This is a genomic window from Pseudomonas sp. JV449 (assembly GCF_032424295.1).
Taxonomy (GTDB): domain Bacteria; phylum Pseudomonadota; class Gammaproteobacteria; order Pseudomonadales; family Pseudomonadaceae; genus Aquipseudomonas; species Aquipseudomonas marginalis.
On the sequence record NZ_VYKD01000029.1, the window covers coordinates 61,209 to 84,071 of the forward strand.

The 22,863-nt window shown below is 59.7% G+C and carries 22 protein-coding genes and 3 pseudogenes; 7 read left to right on the top strand and 18 right to left on the bottom strand.

All coding sequences use genetic code 11. The annotated features are described in order from the left end of the window. Positions 1 to 538 precede the first annotated feature (538 nt). The 7 genes from F6S08_RS26455 to rplU all read right to left on the bottom strand — a co-directional run bounded on the left by F6S08_RS26455 (position 539) and on the right by rplU (position 6,154). Positions 539 to 1,642, bottom strand: coding sequence for an NADH:flavin oxidoreductase (locus F6S08_RS26455; RefSeq protein ID WP_315872549.1), 1,104 nt, complete (start codon positions 1,640 to 1,642; stop codon positions 539 to 541). Positions 1,643 to 1,836: 194 nt separating this feature from the next. Continuing rightward, positions 1,837 to 2,319 carry a glutathione peroxidase gene (locus F6S08_RS26460; RefSeq protein WP_065925972.1) on the bottom strand — a complete coding sequence of 161 codons (483 nt, stop codon included), beginning with the start codon at positions 2,317 to 2,319 and terminating at the stop codon, positions 1,837 to 1,839. A gap of 101 nt (positions 2,320 to 2,420) precedes the next feature. Next, positions 2,421 to 2,885, bottom strand: coding sequence for a CreA family protein (locus F6S08_RS26465; protein WP_027607650.1), 465 nt, complete (start codon positions 2,883 to 2,885; stop codon positions 2,421 to 2,423). A gap of 16 nt (positions 2,886 to 2,901) precedes the next feature. Beyond that, complete coding sequence (gene proB, locus F6S08_RS26470) at positions 2,902 to 4,020, bottom strand: glutamate 5-kinase (RefSeq protein WP_065925971.1); 1,119 nt, start codon at positions 4,018 to 4,020, stop codon at positions 2,902 to 2,904. Between the two features lie 109 nt (positions 4,021 to 4,129). Then, on the bottom strand, positions 4,130 to 5,353 hold the full coding sequence (cgtA, locus tag F6S08_RS26475) for an Obg family GTPase CgtA (RefSeq protein WP_015885843.1): 1,224 nt from the start codon (positions 5,351 to 5,353) through the stop codon (positions 4,130 to 4,132). A 194-nt stretch (positions 5,354 to 5,547) separates the two neighbouring features. Beyond that, entirely contained in the window at positions 5,548 to 5,805 is a 258-nt protein-coding gene (gene rpmA / locus F6S08_RS26480; protein WP_003176049.1) for a 50S ribosomal protein L27, read from the bottom strand. Positions 5,806 to 5,839: 34 nt separating this feature from the next. Then, positions 5,840 to 6,154: a 50S ribosomal protein L21 gene (rplU, locus tag F6S08_RS26485; protein WP_003176051.1), complete on the bottom strand. Its 315-nt coding sequence runs from the start codon at positions 6,152 to 6,154 to the stop codon at positions 5,840 to 5,842. Positions 6,155 to 6,393: 239 nt separating this feature from the next. Here rplU and F6S08_RS26490 point away from each other — a divergent pair, with 239 nt between their 5' ends. The 3 genes from F6S08_RS26490 to F6S08_RS26500 all read left to right on the top strand — a co-directional run bounded on the left by F6S08_RS26490 (position 6,394) and on the right by F6S08_RS26500 (position 8,306). Next, a complete protein-coding gene (locus tag F6S08_RS26490) occupies positions 6,394 to 7,362 on the top strand; it encodes a polyprenyl synthetase family protein (protein ID WP_027607652.1) in 969 nt (322 codons plus the stop codon). 185 nt (positions 7,363 to 7,547) lie between these two features. Beyond that, positions 7,548 to 7,889, top strand: coding sequence for a zinc ribbon domain-containing protein YjdM (locus F6S08_RS26495; protein WP_017254008.1), 342 nt, complete (start codon positions 7,548 to 7,550; stop codon positions 7,887 to 7,889). 159 nt (positions 7,890 to 8,048) lie between these two features. Next, positions 8,049 to 8,306 carry a hypothetical protein gene (locus F6S08_RS26500; protein ID WP_003194088.1) on the top strand — a complete coding sequence of 86 codons (258 nt, stop codon included), beginning with the start codon at positions 8,049 to 8,051 and terminating at the stop codon, positions 8,304 to 8,306. Positions 8,307 to 8,441: 135 nt separating this feature from the next. On the opposite strand, the gene F6S08_RS26505 is transcribed toward F6S08_RS26500, so the two are convergent. Continuing rightward, on the bottom strand, positions 8,442 to 9,059 hold the full coding sequence (locus F6S08_RS26505; RefSeq protein ID WP_003176055.1) for an FKBP-type peptidyl-prolyl cis-trans isomerase: 618 nt from the start codon (positions 9,057 to 9,059) through the stop codon (positions 8,442 to 8,444). A 262-nt stretch (positions 9,060 to 9,321) separates the two neighbouring features. On the opposite strand from F6S08_RS26505, the pseudogene F6S08_RS31615 reads away from it, so the two are divergent. From F6S08_RS31615 to F6S08_RS31625, 3 pseudogenes are all read left to right on the top strand, one after another. Next, positions 9,322 to 10,119: pseudogene (locus F6S08_RS31615) on the top strand (methyl-accepting chemotaxis protein); the annotation flags it as partial. A 165-nt stretch (positions 10,120 to 10,284) separates the two neighbouring features. Beyond that, a pseudogene (locus tag F6S08_RS31620) lies at positions 10,285 to 10,338 on the top strand (hypothetical protein); the annotation flags it as partial. Between the two features lie 309 nt (positions 10,339 to 10,647). After that, positions 10,648 to 11,241, top strand: a pseudogene (locus F6S08_RS31625) (methyl-accepting chemotaxis protein); the annotation flags it as partial. A gap of 640 nt (positions 11,242 to 11,881) precedes the next feature. On the opposite strand, the gene F6S08_RS26515 reads toward F6S08_RS31625, so the two are convergent. From F6S08_RS26515 to F6S08_RS26530, 4 genes are read right to left on the bottom strand one after another with little or no spacing between them, the layout of a single operon-like run. Next, entirely contained in the window at positions 11,882 to 12,250 is a 369-nt protein-coding gene (locus tag F6S08_RS26515; RefSeq protein WP_027607654.1) for a glyoxalase superfamily protein, read from the bottom strand. Between the two features lie 29 nt (positions 12,251 to 12,279). After that, on the bottom strand, positions 12,280 to 13,743 hold the full coding sequence (locus F6S08_RS26520) for a D-aminoacylase (protein ID WP_315872550.1): 1,464 nt from the start codon (positions 13,741 to 13,743) through the stop codon (positions 12,280 to 12,282). Between the two features lies 1 nt (position 13,744). Continuing rightward, positions 13,745 to 14,605 (bottom strand): MurR/RpiR family transcriptional regulator, encoded by an 861-nt coding sequence (locus tag F6S08_RS26525; RefSeq protein WP_065925967.1) that lies wholly within the window; start codon positions 14,603 to 14,605, stop codon positions 13,745 to 13,747. Positions 14,606 to 14,617: 12 nt separating this feature from the next. Then, positions 14,618 to 15,967, bottom strand: a complete 1,350-nt coding sequence (locus F6S08_RS26530; RefSeq protein ID WP_235865606.1) for a gluconate:H+ symporter — start codon at positions 15,965 to 15,967, stop codon at positions 14,618 to 14,620. A 247-nt stretch (positions 15,968 to 16,214) separates the two neighbouring features. On the opposite strand from F6S08_RS26530, the gene F6S08_RS26535 reads away from it, so the two are divergent. Continuing rightward, the gene (locus F6S08_RS26535; protein WP_065925965.1) at positions 16,215 to 16,595 is read left to right on the top strand and encodes a lysozyme inhibitor LprI family protein; all 381 of its coding nucleotides are present in this window, start codon (positions 16,215 to 16,217) and stop codon (positions 16,593 to 16,595) included. Between the two features lie 131 nt (positions 16,596 to 16,726). Here F6S08_RS26535 and F6S08_RS26545 read toward each other — a convergent pair whose 3' ends face one another. The 6 genes from F6S08_RS26545 to F6S08_RS26570 form a co-directional block, all read right to left on the bottom strand. Beyond that, positions 16,727 to 18,172 (bottom strand): SulP family inorganic anion transporter, encoded by a 1,446-nt coding sequence (locus tag F6S08_RS26545; protein WP_065925964.1) that lies wholly within the window; start codon positions 18,170 to 18,172, stop codon positions 16,727 to 16,729. Between the two features lie 121 nt (positions 18,173 to 18,293). Next, the gene (locus F6S08_RS26550; protein ID WP_137212843.1) at positions 18,294 to 18,974 is read right to left on the bottom strand and encodes a hypothetical protein; all 681 of its coding nucleotides are present in this window, start codon (positions 18,972 to 18,974) and stop codon (positions 18,294 to 18,296) included. After that, positions 18,967 to 20,145 (bottom strand): AAA family ATPase, encoded by a 1,179-nt coding sequence (locus F6S08_RS26555; protein ID WP_074848241.1) that lies wholly within the window; start codon positions 20,143 to 20,145, stop codon positions 18,967 to 18,969. The genes F6S08_RS26550 and F6S08_RS26555 overlap by 8 nt, the downstream gene beginning before the upstream one ends. Before the next feature lie 184 nt (positions 20,146 to 20,329). Then, positions 20,330 to 21,229, bottom strand: coding sequence for an NAD-dependent epimerase/dehydratase family protein (locus F6S08_RS26560; RefSeq protein WP_315872551.1), 900 nt, complete (start codon positions 21,227 to 21,229; stop codon positions 20,330 to 20,332). Between the two features lie 103 nt (positions 21,230 to 21,332). Next, positions 21,333 to 22,229: a LysR family transcriptional regulator gene (locus F6S08_RS26565; RefSeq protein WP_065947220.1), complete on the bottom strand. Its 897-nt coding sequence runs from the start codon at positions 22,227 to 22,229 to the stop codon at positions 21,333 to 21,335. A 30-nt stretch (positions 22,230 to 22,259) separates the two neighbouring features. Further along, positions 22,260 to 22,850: an NAD(P)H-dependent oxidoreductase gene (locus F6S08_RS26570; RefSeq protein ID WP_065925960.1), complete on the bottom strand. Its 591-nt coding sequence runs from the start codon at positions 22,848 to 22,850 to the stop codon at positions 22,260 to 22,262. Between the last annotated feature and the right edge of the window lie 13 nt (positions 22,851 to 22,863).

The window sequence follows — 22,863 nt, forward strand, 5'->3', positions numbered from 1 at the left end:
GAAGCGGTCAAAACCACCAGAACCACGCAAACACTGGCTGGAACCGCCCGCAACCTTCGCGCCCGCAAAACAACTGGCAAACGGCGCAGAATGACTGGCAACGCCCATCGCACAACCATGACAACCGCCCGCAGTCCACACGCCCGCAAAACGCCTGGCGGCCGGCGCAGAACGACTGGCAACGCCCACCGCACAACCATGACAACCGCCCACAGTCCACACACTCGCAAAACGCCTGGCAGCCGGCGCAGAACGACTGGCAACGCCCGCAGCCCACTGACCGCCTTCCACTACCTGGGGGTACGCGCCCAAACCAGGAGCAATGTTCCGTCAGGCCACCTCAATGGGCACGTTCCGACCAGACGGACAGCACTTCTAGCTTTAATCCATATGGACCAAGGACAAGGCAATAAGCATTGAGGCGAATGATGGCCTGAACACAAGCGGAAGGCCGGGTATTCAATACCCAGCCTTTCGCCTGAAACAGCTAAACCCTCACGCTCAGCCGTCGATAGTGAACGCAGGCCTGGGCTCCCCCCTACACCAGGGTCGTCAACGCCTCGCGACTGAACGGCAGAATGTCGACTTCACGACCTTCACGCACCTTCACGGCCCAATCCGGATCCACCAGCAGCGCACGGCCAACAGCGACCAGGTCGAACTCGTCGTTGTTCAAGCGCTCCAGCAGCTTTTCCAGACTGGCCGGTTGGGCAACCTTGTCGGTGTTGACCATGAACTGCAGGAATTCGCCATCCAGGCCGACACTGCCCACGGTGATCGTCGGTTTGCCCGTGAGTTGGCGGGTCCAGCCGGCGAGGTTGAGGTCGGAACCTTCGAACTCCGGCTCCCAGAAACGACGGGTGGAGCAGTGGAAAATATCCACACCGGCATCAGACAACGGCTTGAGGAATTCACCCAAGGCCTCGGGGGTTTGCACCAGGCGTGCGGTGTAGTCCTGCTGCTTCCACTGGGAGAAACGCAAGATGATCGGGAAGTCCGGGCCGACGGCGGCGCGGGTGGCCTGGATCAACTCGATGGCAAAGCGCGAACGGTTGGCCAGGCTGCCGCCGTATTCGTCGGTGCGCTGGTTGCTGCCTTCCCAGAAGAACTGGTCGACCAGATAGCCGTGGGCGCCATGGATTTCCACGCCGTCCATGCCGATGCCCTGGGCATCCTTGGCGGCTTGGGCGAACGCGGCAATGACATCCTTGATGTCCTGGGTGGTCATGCCGTGGACGACCACGTTGCCATCCTTGAGTTTTTCCATCGGGCCGTAGGCCGGCACACTGGCGTCAGGCTCGGTACCGATGCGGCGCACACTGCCCACGTGCCAGAGCTGCGGGACAATCTTGCCACCTTCGGCGTGCACGGCATCGACGACCTTCTTCCAGCCGGCCAGCGCCGCCTCGCCGTAGAAATGCGGGACATTCGGGTAGCCATTGGAGGCTGGGTGACCAACCACGGTGCCTTCGGTAATGATCAGGCCCACGCCGGCAGCGGCACGGCGGCGGTAGTACTCGATGACCTTGGAATCAGGCACGCCACCTGGGGAAAACGAACGGGTCATCGGCGCCATGACCACACGGGTCGACAGCTGCAGTGCACCGAGCTGGAACGGTTTGAACAAGGCTTGGACAGGCATGGGAGCACTCCGCGGAAGACGAGGTTTATGATGCGGATAATATGAGGAGTGCAGCGTGCCGAATAGCACTATTGATTTGGGTGATTAAGGGGTATGAAAGCAGCGGCCAGCTGCAAGCTTAAAGCTGCAAGAGCCGCGCATGTGCTTCTACTTGCAGCTTCAAGCTTACAACCTGAAGCTGCACCGACAGGTGCTCAATTCAGGGCTTTTTCGATAGCCTGCACGACCGTTGGATCATCCGGTGCGGTGCGCGGCGAGAAACGCGCGAGGACCCGGCCATCCTTGCCCAGCAGGAATTTCTCGAAATTCCAGGTGATATCCCCTGGAAACTCGGCGCCCTCGCCCGCCAGCAAACGGTACAGTTGGTGACGCTCAGGGCCGTTCACATCGAGCTTGCTGCCCAGGGGGAAGGTCACGCCGTAGTTCAGGCTACAGAACTCGCGGATTTCTTCCTCGGTACCCGGTTCCTGGCCTGCAAACTGGTTGCACGGCAGGCCAAGCACGGTAAATCCCTGGTCCTTGTACTGCTGATAAAGGTTTTCCAGCGCAGCGTATTGCGGGGTCAGGCCACACTTGGAGGCTACGTTGACCACCAGCACAACGTGCCCCTTGAAGGGCGCCAGCGGCAGCTCTTGTCCGTCCAAAGCTTTGAGTTTCAGGTCGTGGAAAGCACTCATGACGAACTCCAGATTTCCCATGTTCTTAGCAAAGCAGCGCTTCGAGATTACAACCCGCAAGCCTGCAATCATAGACGCCGATTGCAAAACTTGCCTGCGGATTACTGAGCGGTCGGCCACGGCAGAATAGGAATCGCCGTCACCGCGTTCTGCGGGCTGCCTTCGATCAAGCGGTCACTGTAGACCAGGTACACCAGGGTATTGCGCTTCTTGTCGAGGAAACGCACCACCTGCATGGTCTTGAACACCAGCGAGGTGCGCTCCTTGAACACTTCGTCGCCGTCCTTGAGCTCGCCCTTGAAGCGAATCGGGCCGACCTGACGGCAGGCGATCGAGGCTTCGGCACGGTCTTCGGCCAAGCCCAGGCCACCTTTCACGCCGCCGGTCTTGGCGCGTGACAAATAGCAGGTCACGCCGTCGACCTTGGGGTCATCGAACGCTTCGACCACAATCCGGTCGTTGGGGCCGACGAACTTGAACACCGTCGACACCTGGCCAACTTCTTCGGCCGAAGCCAGCAGCGGCAGGGCCAGCAGCAGGCCGAGCAATCCCTTCATCACGCGCATCGTGTATTCCCTTTGTTTAGACCAGAATCAGGTTATCGCGGTGAACCAGTTCCGGTTCCGCCATGTAACCCAAGAGTCCGACAATCGCGTCAGACGATTGTCCAATGATTTTCTGCGCTTCCAGGGCGCTGTAGTTGGCCAGGCCACGGGCGATCTCACGACCGTCGGGCGCCACGCACACCACCATCTCGCCACGGCGGAAGCTGCCCTGCACCAACTTGACGCCCACCGGCAGCAGGCTCTTGTGGCCCTGAGACAACGCCGACACCGCACCATCGTCGAGCACCAGGGTGCCGCGGGTTTGCAGGTGCCCGGCCAGCCATTGCTTGCGCGCCGCCAGCATGCCGCGTTCGGGCGACAGCAACGTACCGATGCGCTCACCCGCCTTGAGGCGATCCAGCACACGCTCCAGGCGCCCACCGACGATGATGGTGTGGGCCCCGGAACGTGCTGCCAGGCGTGCTGCGCGCAACTTGGTCTGCATGCCGCCACGCCCCAGGGCGCCGCCGACGCTGCCGGCCACGGCGTCGAGCGCCGGGTCATCGGCGCGCGCTTCGTAGATCAGTTGGGCATCGGGGTTGTGGCGCGGGTCGGCGTCGAACATGCCGTCGCGGTCGGTGAGGATCACCAGCAGGTCGGCCTCCACCAGGTTGGCCACCAGCGCGGCCAGGGTGTCGTTATCACCGAAACGGATCTCGTCGGTGACCACGGTGTCGTTCTCGTTGATCACCGGGATGACCTTAAGCTCCACCAACGCACGCAAGGTGCTGCGGGCGTTGAGGTAACGCTTGCGGTCGGACAGGTCATCGTGGGTCAGCAGGATCTGCGCCGTGTGGCGGCCATGCTCGGCAAAGCTGGATTCCCAGGCTTGCACCAGGCCCATCTGGCCGATGGCGGCGGCGGCTTGCAGTTCGTGCATCGCGCTGGGTCGCGCGGTCCAGCCGAGGCGGCTCATCCCGGCGGCAACCGCCCCGGACGACACCAGCACCAACTCGACACCCGCCTCATGCAAGGCCACCATCTGCTCGACCCAGACGCTCATGGCTGCACGATCCAGGCCTTTGCCATCTGCCGTCAGCAGCGCACTTCCGATCTTTACGACCCAGCGCTGCGCACCTGTCACTTTGCTCCGCATCATCTTCAACCTTAGATAGAGGGCCGCGCGACCCAGCGCTGGCCATAACGTTATACCCGGATACCAAAACGCCGCTCCAGGGAGCGGCGTTCGAGTTTATCGCAACCTATCAGTCGCGCACGTAAATGATTTCCGGACCGTCTTCATCATCCACGTCTTCTTCGTCCCAATCATCGTCGCCGATATCATGGACCGACTTCACGCCGCTGCGACGCAAGGCACGCTGGTCGTCCAGGGCCTGCAACTGGGCACGGGCCTCGTCTTCGATCTGCTGATCGAGTTCGGCGAGTTCGGCCTTGAATACCGGGTCGGCCGCCAGACGGTCGGCACGGTCTTCCAGGTAGCGCATGATGTCGCGGGTCAGGCGCTCGGTGCCTTCTTTGGCGATCGCCGAGATCACGTAGACCGGACCTGTCCATTCCAGGCGATCGACGATTTCCTTGACGCGCTCCTCGTGCTCTTCCTCGAGGATCTGGTCGCACTTGTTCAGCACCAACCAGCGATCACGCTCGGCCAGGGCCGGGCTGAACTTGGTCAGTTCGCTGACGATCACTTCGGCGGCGTCCGGTGCACTGGTGTCATCCAATGGCGCCATGTCGACGAGGTGCAGCAGCAAACGGGTGCGGGACAAATGCTTGAGAAAGCGAATCCCCAGGCCAGCACCGTCGGAAGCCCCTTCGATCAGGCCAGGAATGTCGGCGATCACGAAGCTTTTCCAGCGGTCGACGCTGACCACGCCCAGGTTTGGCACCAGGGTGGTGAACGGGTAGTCGGCGACTTTCGGCTTGGCGGCCGACACCGAGCGGATGAAGGTACTTTTGCCGGCGTTCGGCAGGCCCAGCAGGCCCACGTCAGCCAGTACTTTCATTTCCAGCTTCAGGTCGCGCTGCTCGCCCGGCTTGCCCGGCGTGGTCTGGCGCGGTGCACGGTTGGTACTGGACTTGAATCGGGTGTTACCCAGACCGTGCCAGCCGCCCTGTACAACCATCAGTTTCTGGCCGGCCTTGGTCAGGTCGCCAATCACTTCCTGGGTCGCGGAGTCGATGATCGTGGTGCCGACCGGTACACGCAGTACCAGGTCTTCGCCTTTTTTACCGGTGCAGTCGGTGCTGCCGCCGTTGGAGCCACGCTCGGCATCGAAGTGCCGGGTGTAACGGTAGTCCACCAAGGTGTTGAGGTTTTCGTCGGCCATCATGTAGATGGAACCGCCGTCACCGCCGTCACCGCCGTTAGGGCCACCGTTTTCGATGAATTTTTCGCGACGGAAACTCATGCAACCGTTACCGCCGTCGCCTGCTTTTACTCGGATGGAAACTTCATCAACGAACTTCATAACAAAACGCCTCTCGCCGCATGGACGAGCTTAAGAAACCAAGACATAAGACTCTTGCAAAAATGAGCGCAGGGACCTCAATCAACAGCCGCAAATCCAGCTGCTCGAGCCCATTACAAACAGCTTTGCAAGAGACTCACTCCACAAACGAAAAAGCCCCGTCGCAAGACAGGGCTTTTCCAGCGATCGCGCAATTAAGCGGCGACAACGCTCACGTAACGGCGGTTGAACGCGCCTTTTACTTCAAACTTGATCACGCCTTCGATTTTCGCGAAGAGGGTGTGATCTTTACCCATGCCAACACCGTAACCGGCGTGGAATTGGGTGCCGCGCTGACGCACGATGATGTTGCCCGGAATGATTTTCTGGCCGCCATACATCTTAACGCCAAGGCGTTTGGCTTCTGAGTCGCGACCGTTACGGGTACTACCACCAGCTTTTTTGTGTGCCATGAGTCAATTCTCCTAGTGAGGAATTAGGCTGAAATTAAGCCTGAATACCGGTGATTTTGATCTCGGTGTACCACTGGCGGTGGCCCATACGCTTCATGTGGTGCTTACGACGACGGAACTTGATGATGCGGACTTTATCGTGACGACCTTGGGAGATCACTTCAGCCACAACGGTAGCGCCAGCAACAACTGGAGCGCCGATGTTCACGTCATCGCCATTGGCGACCAACAGAACGCGATCAAAGGTAACGGATTCGCCGGTAGCGATTTCCAGTTTTTCGATCTTCAGGTATTCACCTGGGGCGACCTTGTATTGCTTGCCACCAGTAACAATTACTGCGTACGACATGGTATTTCTCCGATAATCCTGCTCACCCAGCGCTTTATAAGAAGAGGTATTGGCTGGCATGGCTGCATGGGATGGACGTCCCGAATGCAATTGCGTAAGGCAGGTGCTGCCCAGGAAGTTCAGGGTGCGCGATTGTACGCAAGGTAAATGGGTGTTGCAAGTGGCCGTCTATCGCGCCTTGACACCCGGGGGTCAGGGTCCTAGCATGCCGCGCAACCCTTCTGGAGCGACTGTCGCTGATGCAACCCCAAGCTTTCTACCGCGCGGTCGCGGACGATTTTAGCGCCGTCGACGGCATCATCAAGCAGCAGCTGACGTCTAAAGTGCCGCTGGTCTCCAAAATTGGCGACTATATTACGTCGGCGGGCGGTAAACGCCTGCGTCCTTTATTAGTGCTGCTGTGTGGCAAGGCCCTGGGCCGCGAAGGCGATGACCTGCGCCTGCTGGCCGCCACCATCGAGTTCCTGCACACCGCGACCCTGCTGCATGACGACGTGGTCGACATGTCCGGCATGCGCCGTGGCCGCGAGACCGCCAATGCGATGTGGGGCAATGCCCCGAGCGTGCTGGTGGGCGACTTCCTGTACTCGCGCTCGTTCGAAATGATGGTCGAGCTGGGCTCGATGCCGGTGATGAAGATTCTTTCCCAGGCCACGCGCATCATCGCTGAAGGCGAAGTGCTGCAGCTGTCCAAGGTTCGCGACGCCAGCACCACCGAAGAAACCTATATGGAAGTGATTCGCGGCAAGACCGCGATGCTCTTCGAAGCCTCCACACACAGTGCCGCCGCGCTCTGTGGCGCGACCGCCGAGCAGGCCGAAGCCCTGCGTACCTTTGGCGACCATCTGGGCGTGGCATTCCAGCTGGTGGACGACCTGCTCGACTACCGTGGCGATGCAGAAACCCTGGGCAAGAACGTCGGCGACGACCTGGCCGAAGGCAAACCGACCTTGCCGCTGATCTACACCATGCGCGAAGGCACGCCGGAACAGGCGGCACTCGTGCGCAAGGCGATCCAGAAAGGCGGGATAGAAGACCTGGAGGCCATCCGCGCTGCCGTGGAAGCTTCCGGTTCCCTGGAGTACACCGCGCAACTGGCGCGTGACTACGTAGCCCGTGCGATCCAGTGCCTGCAAGCCCTGCCGGCCAGCGAGTACCGGGATGCCCTGGTTGAGCTGAGTGAGTTTGCGGTCGCCCGTACTCACTAAGCCATACCTACAATGTGGGAGGGGGCTTGCTCCCGATCGCGGTGGATCAGCCAGTCGATATATCGGCTGGAACACCGTCATCGGGGCAAGCCCCCTCCCACATTTGGATTTCATACAGCCTGCAACATCACAAAACCCTATATAATGTGCGACTTTTAGTCATCCCTGAATCTCAAGGAGCTTTAGTGAGCACGTTGCCACCCTGCCCGAAATGCAATTCCGAATACACCTATGAAGACGGCGCCCAGCTGATCTGCCCGGAATGCGCCCATGAGTGGTCCGCCAATGGCGAGGCCGAAGCAGCCGGCGATGAAACCGTGAAGAAAGACTCTGTGGGCAACGTCCTGCAGGACGGCGACACCATCACCGTGATCAAAGACCTCAAGGTCAAGGGTACGTCCCTGGTCGTGAAGGTCGGCACCAAGGTCAAGAACATCCGCCTGTGCGATGGCGACCACGATATCGATTGCAAGATCGACGGTATCGGCCCGATGAAACTCAAGTCCGAGTTCGTGCGCAAAGTCTGAACCTGCTGCATCCATCCCGCGCCCGCGCGGGATGGCGTTTTGCCCTCCCTGTTGACCCCTCGCAATATCCGCACAGAAAAACCAGGAAACTGCCAATAGGCACTTGCTATTCTACGAATAAGAATTATTCTCATTGAAACCCATCAAGGAGATGTACCCATGACTTATTTGATAGATGCCTGGCTCGACCGCCCACACCCTTACCTGCGCATCCTTCATCGGGAAACCGGCGAAGTCTGTGCGGTGCTGGAAGAAGAAGCGCTGAATGAATTGCAGGATCAGGGTGACCTGGACGTCAACGGCCTGAGTTCGAGTGAACCAGGAGTGCTCAAGGAAGTGGTGCGTAATCTGTTTCTGTTCTGCTATGCCCGAGCGTTGCGCCCGGCGACGGAGCTCAATGGCAAATTTCATCCATGAGGAAACCAGCAAAACACTGTAGGAGCGAGCTTGCTCGCGAAGACCGCATAAACAACGCGCTCATCCAGGATGCCCGCGTCATCGTTGACGTTTTTCGCGAGCAAGCTCGCTCCTACAGGTAATCAAAAGCAGGTCTTACAGAACGTCGAGCAGTTCGACGTCGAATACCAGCACGCTGTGCGGCGGAATGCTGCCAACGCCTTGAGCGCCGTAAGCCAATTCGCTCGGCACGTACAGGCGCCATTTGCTGCCGGCATTCATCAGTTGCAGGGCTTCGGTCCAGCCGGCGATCACGCCGCCTACCGGGAATTCTGCAGGCTGGCCACGCTCGTAGGAGCTGTCGAACACCGTGCCGTCGATCAAGGTGCCGTGGTAGTGAGTACGAACCTGGTCTTCACGGGTCGGCTTGGCGCCGTCACCGGCGGTCAGCACTTCAAATTGCAGACCGGAAGCCAGGGTGGTGATGCCATCACGCTTGGCGTTTTCAGCCAGGAACGCCAGGCCAGCGCCTGCGGCGGCTTCAGCCTTGGCAGCAGCCTCGGCTTGCATGATTTCGCGGATGACCTTGAAGCTGGCGGCCATTTGCTCCTGGTCAACACGGCTTGGTTTGCCGGCGAATGCATCGGTCAGGCCAGCCAGGATCGCGTCCAGGCTCACACCCGGTGGTGGGTTGTCGCGCAGTTGGTCGCCCAACTGACGGCCGATACCGTAGCTGACGCGGGTTTCGTCGGTGGACAGATTAACTTCGGACATGAAGAGGCTCCGCTGTAGGGCAGCACTGGAAACAGTGATGTGCGCGCCGCCCTGAACTAAAAGGGCCAGCAGACTAGCACACAAGACCCGCTCGTGATGAGCCCTGCACGGCAGAGCGGCACCGGGATCGCGACGCTTCGTCGCACGCACGATAAAAGCGCTTCAGATTCAAACCCTTTCGCCGATACAGGCCTACACACCTTGGCTGGCTCAAACAACAACACCGTCCAGCAGACAAAAAATCACCTTCGCGGAGCATTCGATGAACAGCTGGTTCGGTAACATCAGCGTCAACCTCAAACTGGGCCTGGGCTTTGGCCTGGTACTGGTCCTCACCTCAATCCTGGCCTTCACCGGCTGGACCAGCCTCGGCAGCCTGATCGACCGTAGTAACTGGATGAGCGATATCACCCAGCTCAACGCGTCGCTGACCAAACTGCGCATCGTGCGCCTGCAATACATGCTCGCTAACGGCGACGAAGCCGTGGCGCAGAACGTGCAGACCAGCCTGGACACCTTCGCTGCCCAGCAACAGAAACTCCTGGACAGCTTCAAGAGCCCGGAAAACGTCAAGCTGCTCAACGAGCAGAAAGCCATCATCACGGCTTATCAGCAATCCCTGAACAAAATGCGTGAGGCTTACCGTAACGGTAATACCTCTCGCCAAATGATGGGCGACAAGGCCGATATCGCCAACGCCCAAATCGACGCGCTGGAAGCCAGTGTGAAGCAAATGCCCGACAGCGCGGAGCACCTTGCACAGTTCCAGGCCGTGGCCGACGCCAAGATGCAGTTCCAGTTGGCCCGCTATGAAGTACGTGGCTACACCGGCAACGTCAACCCGGATACCGAAGCCCGCGCTGCCGCACAAATCGAAAAAGCCATCAGTGGCTTGAAAGACCTCAGCGCCGCCTTCGGCGCCAGCCAGCAAAGCGCACTGACCTCTTTGGAAACCGCCCTTGGCGCCTATCGCAGCGCCGTGCAGAACTACAAGGCCGCCAACGCCAACATTGTCGCCGCCCGTGCTGAAATGACCACCCAGGGTGCCGACATCGTCACCATCAGTGACAAGCTCTACGACATCCAGTTGAACCGCCGTGACGCCGAAAGTGCACAAGCCCGTAGCCTGCAATTGATCAGCACCTTGCTTGCACTGCTGGTCGGCATCATTGCTGCCTGGGTGATCACCCGCCAGATCACCCGCCCGATCCAGGAAACCCTGGCCGTGGTTGAGCGCATCGCCTCCGGCGACCTGAGCCACAATATCCAGGTCACCCGTCGCGATGAGCTGGGCGTACTGCAACAAGGCATCCAGCGCATGGGCACCACCTTGCGTGAACTGATCAGCGGGATTCGCGACGGCGTGACCCAGATCGCCAGCGCCGCCGAAGAACTGTCGGCCGTCACCGAGCAGACCAGCGCCGGTGTGAACAGCCAGAAGATCGAGACCGATCAGGTCGCCACGGCAATGCACGAAATGACCGCCACCGTGCAGGAAGTCGCACGCAACGCCGAGCAAGCTTCTCTGGCCGCCGCCGACGCTGACGGCCAGGCCCGCGCAGGCGATAAAGTGGTGGCCGAGGCCATCGCCCAGATCGAACGCCTGGCCGCCGAAGTGGAGCGCTCCACCGACGCCATGGCGCACCTGCAACAAGAGAGCAACAAGATCGGCAGCGTGATGGACGTGATCAAGGCTGTGGCCGAACAGACCAACTTGCTGGCCCTCAACGCAGCGATCGAAGCGGCGCGTGCCGGTGAAGCCGGTCGCGGCTTTGCCGTGGTCGCCGACGAAGTGCGCGGCCTGGCCCAGCGCACGCAGAAATCCACCGAGGAAATCGAAGGCCTGGTCGCCGGTTTGCAGAACGGCACCCAGCAAGTCGCCAACGTGATGAACAACAGCCGCAGCCTCACCGACAGCAGTGTCGAACTGACGCGCAAGGCCGGTGTGTCACTGGAAAACATTACCCGCACGGTGTCGAACATCCAGTCGATGAACCAGCAGATCGCCGCCGCTGCCGAACAACAAAGCGCCGTGGCCGAAGAGATCAGCCGCAGCATCGTGAATGTGCGTGACGTGTCCGAGCAGACCGCCACCGCGAGCGATGAGACGGCAAAATCGAGCGTGGAACTGGCACGTTTGGGTAGCCAGTTGCAGCAGATGGTCAGTCACTTCCGGGTTTAAGAAACCAAAAAGCCGCTTCGGTATTACCCGAAGCGGCTCCACTTCTCAGACGTTAGCGGTCATCGAAGCTGTCCCGCAGGAACTTCCATACGTGATAAGCACGTAGGCAGTTCACTACGAGGTTCCATGTACGTCGTGCAAACTTAGACATACTCAGCCCTCCGTAAGTTGGCCCTTACCTCCAGCACACTTACCGGAACATGTGGGCCTTAGGATGCTGGTCATAGCTTCCGATGAGGCGGCCGGGCTTTGGTTCCTCCCGCATAAATCCGGCACGGATTACTAGCCCGTGGCGTTCGGTCCATAATTCCGCGCGCATACCCAGCCACCTACAAACGACATACTTGGAACGGGGGTGATACTAACCAACATCTTCATCGAAGGTGTGACGGGCGATGAGAAAACCCTCCGCAGAGCTCCGCTAATTTATTGCCAATTCTTGCCACCGTTTTTTTTAAACATTCAGTGAAATGCGTGAAAATCGTCGGCCTTGGCCAGTCCTTGCGGGGCGCGACAATCGGCAGTAGTATTCTTCTCGCTGGTCATAGCTTCCGCTGAATATGCAACCCCAGCTACTAACCGGGATTGCAATAAAAAACCGCCCTACTAAGGCGGTTTTTTATTGTCTGCGATTTGCCTCTCAGCCCTCACCTTCCTCAACAAACACCACCCGATTCCCAAACGGATCCTTGATGCTCATCTCCCGCGATCCCCAAGGCGTTTCCTCAACCCCAGGCTTGGCGTAACGGTAATCCTTGCCTGCCAACTGCTGCTGGTACGTGTCCACCCCTTGCGCCTGAATCCGCACCGCCGCGCCCGGCGAAGCATCGCCATGATGTTCGGACAGGTGCAGCACACAATCGCCCAGCGACACTTGCAGATAGAGTGGATAATTCGCCTCAAAGCGATGCTGCCAATCGACCTTGAACCCCAGGAAGTCGACGTAGAACTCCAAGGCCTTGGCCTCATCGAAAATCCGCAGGATGGGGGTAACTTTTCCTAAGTGCATGGCAACCGCTCCGTGTATGAAAGCGCCCACTATAGAGTCGAAAACCCACCACGCAAATCCCCACTGCGCGCCAGGAATCGCCCCGATCGCTGACCGTTCGCCCGACCATCGCTGTAGCTCAATACGCCGTTGACCCACACGCCATCAATGCCTTGCGCTGCACGCTGAGGTTCATTGAAGTCCGCCACATCCCGTACCCGCAACGGGTCGAACAACACAAGGTCGGCCCAGTGCCCTTCACGAATTTCACCACGCTCGGATAACCCAAAACGCGCTGCCGACAAGCCGGTCATCTTGTGCACGGCGGTATGCAACGGGAACAACCCGACATCCCGGCTGAAATGCCCCAGCACCCGTGGAAACGCCCCCCACAAGCGTGGGTGTGGAAACGGATCTTCGGGCAACCCATCAGACCCCACCATCGACAATGGATGCGCAAGGATGCGTCGCACATCCGCTTCATCCATCCCGTAGTACACCGCCCCCGCAGGCTGCAGACGACGGGCGGCGTCCATCAGGGAGACGTCCCATTCGCCGGCAATGTCCTGCAAGTCGCGCCCACCCACTTCCGGGTGCGGCGTCGACCAGGTAATCGTGATGCGAAACGCGTCGGTCACCTGCTTGAGGTCCAGGGTCGAGGAACTGGCCGCATAGGGATAACAATCACACCCCACCGGATGGGTTTTAGCCGCTGATTCCAACGCTGCCAACAGCTGCGGACTACGCCCCCAGTTCCCCGCTCCCGCACATTTGAGGTGGGAAATGATCACCGGTACCTGTGCGTGCCGGCCAATCAGAAAAGCCTCGTCCATCGCCTCCAGCACCGGTTCGAATTCGCTGCGCAAATGGGTGGTGTACACCGCACCGAAGGACGTGAGTTCTTCACTCAGTTGCAGCACTTCATCGGTCTCGGCACTGAACGCGCTGGCGTAGGCCAGGCCTGTGGATAAACCGAGGGCGCCGGCCTCGAGACTCTCGTGCAACTGCACGCGCATGGCGGCGATTTCATCCGGTGTGGCAGTGCGATGCAGGTCGTCCATGTGGTTACTGCGCAGCGCCGTGTGACCGATCAATGCCGCAACGTTGACCGCTGGATGAGCGCTTTCAACGGCGCTGCGATAGTCGCTGAAACGGGGATAAACAAACGCTGCAGCGCTGCCCAACAAGTTCATCGGGTCCGGCGGATCGCTGCGCAAACTCACCGGTGAGGCGCTGATGCCACAGTTGCCGACAATCACCGTGGTCACGCCCTGGCTGAGCTTGGGCAGCATCTGTGGCTGGCGGATGACCACCGTGTCGTCATGGGTGTGGACATCGATAAAGCCCGGCGCCAGCACACGGCCAGTCGCATCGATTTCATGCGCGGCCACCGCCGTCGATAAGTCGCCAATGGTCTCGATGCGCCCGTCACGCAGCCCCACATCGGCGACAAACCCTTCGGTGTTGCTGCCATCGATGATCAGCGCCTGGCGAATCAGCGTGTCGTACGTCATATCAATCTCCAAGCGGCAGGCTGTCAGGGCCGCCGCGATAATCGTCGAGGGCCAGCTTGATCCGGCGCAAACGTTCCTGGTTGTCGTCGGGCAGGGCCAGCGCCAGCTCGGTGGCGAGCAGGTCGATGGCCAGCAGCATGCCGTAGCGCGCCGCCGTGGGTTTGTAGATAAAACTGGTTTCGGCCGGTTGCAGCGGCAGCAGCACATCCGCCAACTGCGCCAGGGGCGAGTCGGCCAGGGTGATGGCGACGATGCGCGCGTCGTAGTTGCGCGCCAGCGCCACCACATCAAGCAACTCGGGGGTGAGGCCGGTGAGCGAGCAGACGATCAGCGCGTGTTCCGGCCCCAGGGTTGCCGCCGTGACACGCATCATCACCGGGTCGTGGCTGGCGGCAATCGGGTAGCCCAGGCGAACCAGGCGCACCTGCAATTCATCGCTGCACAAACTCGACGGCCCGCCCATGCCGAACGCGTGGATCATCCGCGCCTTCCCCAGCAGGTTGACCGCATCGACAAAACTCGCCTGGTTGAAACCCGACAAATGCTGGCGCAGCGTCGCCTCGATATCGCCAAGAATCTGCCGATGAAACGCCGACTGCTCAGGCAACCCCGCCGGGTCCAGGAAGCGGCTGCCGACGCCGCTGGCCTGGGCCAGTTGCAGGCGCAGGTCGCGCAAGTCCCGGCAACCGACACTGCGGGCAAACCGCGATAAGGTCGCGGTACTGACCTCGGCCCGTTGGGACAGCTCTTCCAGGCTGGCCGAGGCGGCAAAGCCCACATCCTCCAGCATCAGCCTGGCGATACGCCCTTCGCCGGCGCTGAAGGAATCCTGGCGGGCGCGGATCTGGTAGAGGATGTCCATGGAGGCTCCGGGTTACAAAATGCAGGACAGACCGTAAGTCAGACCGAAGGCAACCACAGAGATCAGGGTCTCCAATACGGTCCAGGTCTTGAAGGTCTGGATCACCGTCATATTGAAGTATTCCTTGATCAGCCAGAAGCCGCCGTCGTTAACGTGGGAAAAGATCACCGAACCCGCGCCAGTAGCCAACACCAGCAATTCCGGGTGTGGATAACCCAGGCCCAGGGCGACCGGGGCTACCACGCCCGAAGCCGTAGTCATGGCTACCGTGGCTGAGCCCGTCGCAATCCGCATCAACGCCGCGAACAGCCAGCCCATCACCAGCGGCGACAAGTGGAAGGCATGGGCTAGGCCGAGGATCTCATGAGTGACGCCTGCATCCACGAGGATCCGGTTCAGGCCACCGCCCGCGCCCACCAGCAAGGTGATACTCGCGGTCGGCGCCAGGCATTCATTGGTGAACCTGAGGATCGACTCGCGGTTGAAGCCCTGCGCCAGGCCCAGGGTCCAGAAACTCACCAGGGTCGCCACCAGCAGCGCGATCACCGAGTTGCCGATAAACAGCAGGAACTGGTTGAAGCCCGTACCCGGGGTGGAAATCACGTTGGCCCAACCGCCGATCATCATCAGCACCACCGGCAACAGGATGGTGCCCATGGTCAGTGCAAAGCTCGGCAAACGCTCACGGGGTTCGCGCTCGATGAACTGGCGTTCCAGCGGGTTTTCCGCCGGCAGGTGAATACGCGGCACGATGAATTTGGCGTACACCGGGCCGGCGATGATCGCCGTCGGGATACCGATGAGGATCGCATAGAGCACGGTCTGCCCCACCGACGCGTTATACGCCAGCACGGCCATCATCGCCGCCGGGTGCGGCGGCACCAGCGCATGCACCACCGACAAGCCGGCAACCATTGGCAGGCCGACCATCAGGATCGACACCCCCACGCGCCGCGCCACGGTAAAGGCGATCGGCACCAGCAATACAAAGCCCACTTCGAAAAACAGCGGCAGCCCCACCAGGAAGGCGATGCACACCATGGCCCAATGGGCATTACGTTCGCCGAAACGGTTGATCAGCGTGCGCGCCACCTGCTCGGCGCCACCGGACTCGGCCATCATCTTGCCGAGCATGGTGCCCAGCGCCACGACCAGGGCGATATGCCCCAGGGTTTTGCCGACGCCCGCCTCGTAGGAACCCATGATGGTGTCCGCCGGCATCCCGGCCATCAGCGCCAGGCCGATGGACACCAGGGTGATGACGATAAACGGGTTGAGCCGGTAACGTGCGATCAGCACGATCAAAGCAATGATGGCGATGGCAGCGTATGCCAACAGCCCGAAGCCCGGTGATGCGGCCATGCGGTACTCCTCGGAAAGGGTCACGTCGAGTTGGTTGTGAAACTCATAAATCATTACCGAGGAGCATTTTCAAATTTTATGAAAGTAACTTTCGCCCACAGATAAGCGCTGTCGCGTTGGGGTATGCCCAAGGGCCGCGCATGAAAATTCGGGGGGTGTTCTTACATGAAGTTCAGAGAAGGCTGGAAACTCAACGAAGAGGCTTGAGTCATAGAATGCACATCCACCGATGCCAGGAAAATCGAGCATGATTCGCACCACACTCGCCGCCGGCGCCCTGCTTCTCGCCGTGTGCGGCACTGCCGCCGCTGCCGACAACCCGGCGCTGAAAAAATGCATGGACGGCGCCAATACCACTGCCGACATGGTCAGCTGCAACGTCAAGGAAACCAAGGTGCAAGACACGCGCCTGAACAAAGCCTACAAAACCGCCCTCGCCGCCCAGGAAGGCAACCGCAGGCAGCAACTGCAGGACCTGCAGCGCCTGTGGATCAAGTACCGTGACGCCAATTGTGCCTTCGTCGGCTCGGCTACCGGCGGCACCATCGACCAGGTCAACGGCACCGGCTGCGTGCTGGACATGACCCAGACCCGCGCCCAGGAACTGGAAGACCTGGTCGGGCCGTAATGCAAGGCTGCATCGCCCTCTGTAGGAGCGAGCTTGCTCGCGAAGATCGCCAACGACAACGCGGGCTTTCTGGATGCCCGCGGCGCTCTCTGGTTTTTCGCGAGCAAGCTCGCTCCTACAGGGGTATGTGATCAGTCGTGGTGAACCTTGGCACGCTTGAGCAGCTTCTTGCAGCGTTCGGACAAATGCAGCACGCGCAAATGCTTGCCGGCCTTGCTGTAGCGCTCGCGCAGGGTCATCAGTGCGGCAATCGCCGAGTAGTCGACAAAGCTCAGGTGACGACAATCCAGCGTCACCTGGGCGGGGTCGTTGGCCGGGTCGAACTGGTTCAGGAACGGCGTCGTCGAGGCAAAGAACAGCGTACCGTGCAGGCGATAGAGCTTGCTGCCATCCGCTTCCAGATGCTCATCGGCGTACAGCTCACGGGCCTGTTGCCAGGCAAAGTTCAGTGCTGCGATCACGATGCCGCACAGCACGGCGGTGGCCAGGTCGGTGAACACCGTGATCACTGTTACCGCGATAATCACCAGCACATCATTGAGCGGCACCTTGTTGATCACCCGCAGGGACGCCCAGGCGAAGGTCTGCTGGGACACCACGAACATCACCCCCACCAGCGCCGCCAGCGGGATCCGCTCGATCAGCGGTGACAGAAACAAAATAAACAGCAGGATCATCACCCCGGCGAACACCCCGGAGAAACGTCCACGCCCGCCAGAGCTGAGGTTGATCACGGTTTGCCCGATCATCGCGCAACCGCCCATCCCGCCGAACAGGCCCGAGAGCATATTCGCCGCGCCCAGGGCCACGCTTTCGCGGTCGGGGTAGCCACGGGTCTCGGTGATTTCGTCGGTGAGGTTCAGGGTCAGCAGGGTTTCCAGCAGGCCGACCATGGCCATCAGGAACGCATAGGGGGCGATGATGCCGAGGGTTTCCAGGGTCCAGGGGATCTGCGGCAGCGCGAAGCTCGGCAGGCCGCCGGCGATGTGGGCCATGTCGCCGAGGGTACGGGTCGGCAGGCCGAGCAGGTACACGGCCAGGCCCACGCCAAGGATCGCCACCAGGGCCGGCGGCACCGCACGGGTGATGCGCGGCAGCAGGTAGACGATGGCCATGGTCACCAGCACCAGGCCCGTCATCACGTACAACGGCGTACCGCTGAGCCAGCGTTCACCGTTCTTGAAATGTTCCAACTGGGCCAGGGCAATGATGATCGCCAGGCCGTTGACGAACCCCAGCATCACCGGGTGCGGCACCATGCGCACCAGCTTGCCCAGGCGCAACAGGCCGAACGCGACCATGATCAGCCCGCCCAGCAGTACCGTAGCCAGCAGGTATTCCACGCCGTGCTGCACCACCAGCGCGACGATCACCACCGCCATCGAGCCTGCCGCCCCGGACACCATGCCGGGCCGGCCGCCGAACAACGCCGTGAGGGTGCAGATGATAAAGGCGCCGTACAGCCCCATCAGCGGGTTGAGGTGAGCCACCAGGGCAAAGGCGATGCATTCGGGCAGCAGCGCAAAGGACGTGGTGAGGCCGGCCAGGGCATCGGCGCGCAGACGAGTGAGGTTCATGAGGTACCAAAAAGTATAAGTCAGTAAAAACTTCAGCCATCAATGATGACAAACGCGATCCTGACTGATCGCCTTTTTTGAAGGGTGTGAAAATCGCGGGAATCTTAACAGCCGACGAAGACTACACAGCTCTGACATCCTGATCAAAGACATCGGCCTGGGTGCAAAGCTGACATACCCGCTTCCATCTACTCTGGACTAAAGGGGCTCTCAATATGTAGTCAGCTCGCTTGTTGATCCGGGACGCCTTGGGCAACTGAGCCAATACCGTTTTCATATTAAAATTGCATTCGATATCTGTAAGCGCAGTTGCAGTGGCCGGGAGGATGGCGGCCGCCAACCAAGACTCAATAGCCTTGGAGGGAATACAAATCACTGTCTTGCTTGTGGGAACAGGACTGCCTAGCCAGGACAGCAGGACGGTACGCAAAGCGGTAACCGAATCCTGTGCAACAGGACACGGCATCTGACACGGCAACGCGCCCCAACTGTGTTGCTGAGCAAGCTCTTCAAGCCTGGCATGCGCATACGTCATGCCAGCCACATCAGCGTCCAAATGAATGATGTAAAAGTCATACAAAAAAAGTGTTGGATCATCATGCAATACGCCCTCACCGCGCTCGACACTTTGATGACACCACTTGGCAACACCACCCCAGCCCTCACCCAGTTCACGTGAAGATGCTTCTGGTTGTATCAGTTTGAGAACAAACGGCTCTAATAAAATCGCCTTAAGAGCAGCCTCCACCACCACCAGGTCGGTTTTTCCTTCGGCGATCAACGCGATGCGCAAGTCAGACATTGGGCAGCGCCCCTAGGTGCCCCATCATCCATAGCCGGGACAGCGGATATTCTTTGTTCATTTTCAGTAGCTTTTCGGTTGGCTCTATCCGAATAACACTGGTATGGCCTTCACTATTGCGATCAACCGCAAATAAACGAATTTCATCATCCGAAAGGTCAAGTCCATCAAGTACGGCAGGGTTATGAGTTGTAAACAGTAGCTGTCTGCGGGCATCGTTTTTCTTCAACCAATAAGACAGTTTTTCAGTCAGCCGCATGGCAAGACGCGGGTTCAAGGCTTGGTCCAGATTGTCAATCGCAAGCACCATCGGCGCGGCAGGAGATAAACATAGAATTGCACTGAACAATACGTACAAAGCGCCCTCACTGGCGTCGTATGCCGTGAGAGAGTTGCGCCCACTTTTCATATATCGATCAGTAAGCTTTAGAACGCTTTGGCCAGTACGGGATACCGAGGGTGACAATAAAGAATTTGCCGTTGATACGGCGTCAATATCGACAACCCAGTCGATTAACTCCAGTACGGAGTCCATCAATTGCGGATCAGCGTCCAAAGCACTCTTGAGTTCAGCAAATGCGTCAGCCAGCCGCCCGCCCGACAACCCCAGCGGTGAACGCGTTTGCGGGTCAGCCACCATTGCCCGTAGGGTGGGTGTATTCGGGCTATAAATCGCGTAGTCCTGCAACTGCTGCATCAATTTGGCAGCCGGGTTATCCGGTGAAAGATCCACCAACTTAAGTGCCGCCAATCCAGCAGTAGGTTTCAAATTTTTCAAACTTCTGACACCGGCAGTCAGAATCTCAGTATTCGAATCTCGTAGATACTCTGTCTTGAACTCCCAAGCCGGCTCAGGCTTATCAATAGGGTTCAAAATTGAAGTTCGATATTCCTCACTTTGAGCACCTATGGCACTCAATCGAATTTCTGGCGGCGTTCTTCCGCCGGTGAACGACGTTTTGTAAAGTCTCGGCAAACCAGGTCTGACGCCACGTCGCAGAAGAGACTCCGAATCAACTACGCCGTTTGCTGCTGCGCCCAAAACACCAATGGCCTCCAAGATATTACTTTTACCGACACCGTTGGCGCCGATAAAGCAATTAACTCGTCCTAACTCTAGCGTCAACTCTGGAATAGACTTGAAGCCTTTAATCACTATGGTTTTTATCATTCGAGACTCCAAGTCTTTCATCGCCAAAAACCGCAGGCGGGCATAAGCCTGATAACAGAATCCTTGCATTCTCTAGGCTGGAAGCCTTTCACGCAATCCATGTACACGTTCATTCAGTCCATAAACACAAACGGCCGCCCAATGGCGACCGCTTAAGCTGCATACCCTCCGTGTCCCACCTCTGTTAAACCATCTCGTGGCGAATCCACTCGACTACGGACGTACGCTTCGGCGCCCAGCCCAGCAACTCGCGGGCATGCCTGCCGCGCACGCGGCTGTTGGAGCCCAGGCCATAGTTGGCCATTTCATAGCCCCACTCGGCCTCGGCCTCAGCCTCGGCCAACGGCCAATCCTGCGGCCGGCCCAGGTTCAGGGCTTGGGCAATCGCCGTGGTCATGTCGATAAACGAGGCCTCGCCGCTTTCCACAAAGTAGAACGTACCCGGCACGTTGCGGGTCAGTGCCAGCAGGTACAGCGCCACCACGTCTTCAATGTGCACGTTGGACCAGATGTTCTGCCCGGTGCCGACATGGCGCACCACACCGCTCTTGCGTGCCTGCTTGAGCAAGCGCGGCAGTTGCACGCTGTCGCGCTTCACACCGAGACTGTGGCCGTAGATCAGCGTGTTGCAGATCACTGCTGAGTTCACGCCGTCTTTTGCGGCCGCCAGGATCAGGTTGTCGATGGCCACGCGGGCAGCCTTGTCGACGGTCGGTTCCGGCAGGCTGTCTTCGAAATAGATGACATCGCTGGACTTACCGCCCGACGCATCCCCCACGATGCTCGAACCGCTGGTGTGCAGGAATGGCTTGTCCGAACCTTTCAGTGCGGCCAGCAGGGTTTCCACCGCAGCACGATGGTCGCTGCTCGCGGCATTGATCACTGCATCGGCTTTGTGCGCTTGCTCGGTCACCACAGCAGCATCGTCGAGGGTGCCGATCACCGGGTTGATGCCCAGGGCGGTCATTTCAGCCGCTTGCTCGGCGCTACGTACCAGGCCGGTGACCGTGTGACCGGCCTTGACCAGGCCGGTGGCGATGGAACCGCCGATAAAACCGGCTGCGCCGGTAATGAATACGTGCATGGAGAGTGCTCCTGACGGGGTAAGTGATGGGTCCATTGTTACGGACTCATCCCTGACGAATAAGCCCGCACCGCCCAATTCACTCTTGCGTGAGGGTCACGAATCAGCAGGCATACCGCGCCAGCTTGGCCTGGATAAAGTCCAGGAAGCACTGGATGCGCAGCGCCAATTGCGAGTTGCGGTAGAACACCGCGTGGATCGGTTGGCGATACCCGCTGTTGAACGCCTCCAGCACCGGCACCAGGCGCCCGGCATTGATGTCTTCGACGGTCATGAAGTTCGACAGGCAACAAATGCCCTGCCCTTCCAACGCCAACTGGCGCAGGGTTTCACCACTGGACGCGGCCACGCTGGGCTCGATCAGCCAGCGGTCACCTTCCACATGGCGCAGCGGCCAGTGGTTGAGGGTTTCGGTCTGGGTAAAGCCCAGCAGGGTGTGGTCAGCCAACTCGGCGACCGTCGTCGGCGTGCCGTACTGTTTGAGGTAATCAGGGCTGGCGAGGATATGCAGCGGCGTACAGCCCAGGGATCGCGCATGCAGGGTTGAGTCGGCCAGGGCACCGATGCGAATCGCAATATCGGTGCTCTGTTCCAGCAGGTCGATGATCAGGTCATCGCTGTTCAACTCCAGCTGGATCTGCGGGTACAAACGGCGGAATTCGGCGATGTAGGGCACGATCCCATGCAGCATGAACGGCACGGCGGCATTGATGCGCAGGCGCCCGGCGGGGTTCTTCTGACGTGACGACAGGCGCTCTTCCAGCTCGTCCATCTGCGCCAGGATGAGCTTGGCCTGCTCGAAGAAGTACTTGCCCTCCTCGGTCAGGTCCATGCGCCGCGTGGTGCGGTTGATCAGCGTGGTCTCAAGCTTGGCTTCCAGGCGCGACAGGGTGCGACTGACCGCCGATGGCGTCTGCCCGACCTGCTCCGCGGCGGCGGAAATCGAGCCGCACTCAATCACGCTGACGAAGATCTGTAGCTCATCGGATCGGGCTTTCACGGGCGGTCCTCGTTATCGGTGTACCGCAGCTTACACCGAGAGGTTGAACACCCGCGCCAGATGCTGTTCGTAGCGCGCCACATCCACCTCGATGGCCGGGCGTTTCATCACGTCCACGCACAGGAAGGTCGGCAGGCCGGTCATGCCGAGGAACTCGTTGGCTTTGTGGAACGGGAAGTACACCGCATCCACGCCCTTGGCTTCGAAGAAATCGGTCGGATCGTCGAAGGCTTGCTGCGGTGCATTCCAGGTCAGTGACAGCATGTAGTGCTTGCCCTGGACCAGGCCACCGCTGCCGTATTTCTGCGAGGCGTCGGAACGGGTGCGGCCATCGCTGGCGTACAGGCTGCCGTGGCCCTCGGTGAAGACTTCGTCGATGTACTTCTTGACGATCCACGGCGCGCCCATCCACCAGCCGGGCATCTGGTAGATGATCACGTCTGCCCAGAGGAATTTGGCGACTTCTTCGGCCACGTCGTAGCCTTCGTCGATATGGGTGACCTTGACGTCGATACCGCCTCGGTCCAACACCGCCAAGGCGGTGTCATGCAGGGTGGTGTTGTAGCGGCCATCGGAGTGGGCGAACTTTTTACCGCCGTTGAGCAGGAGTACTTTTTTCATGGGAGGCATCCAG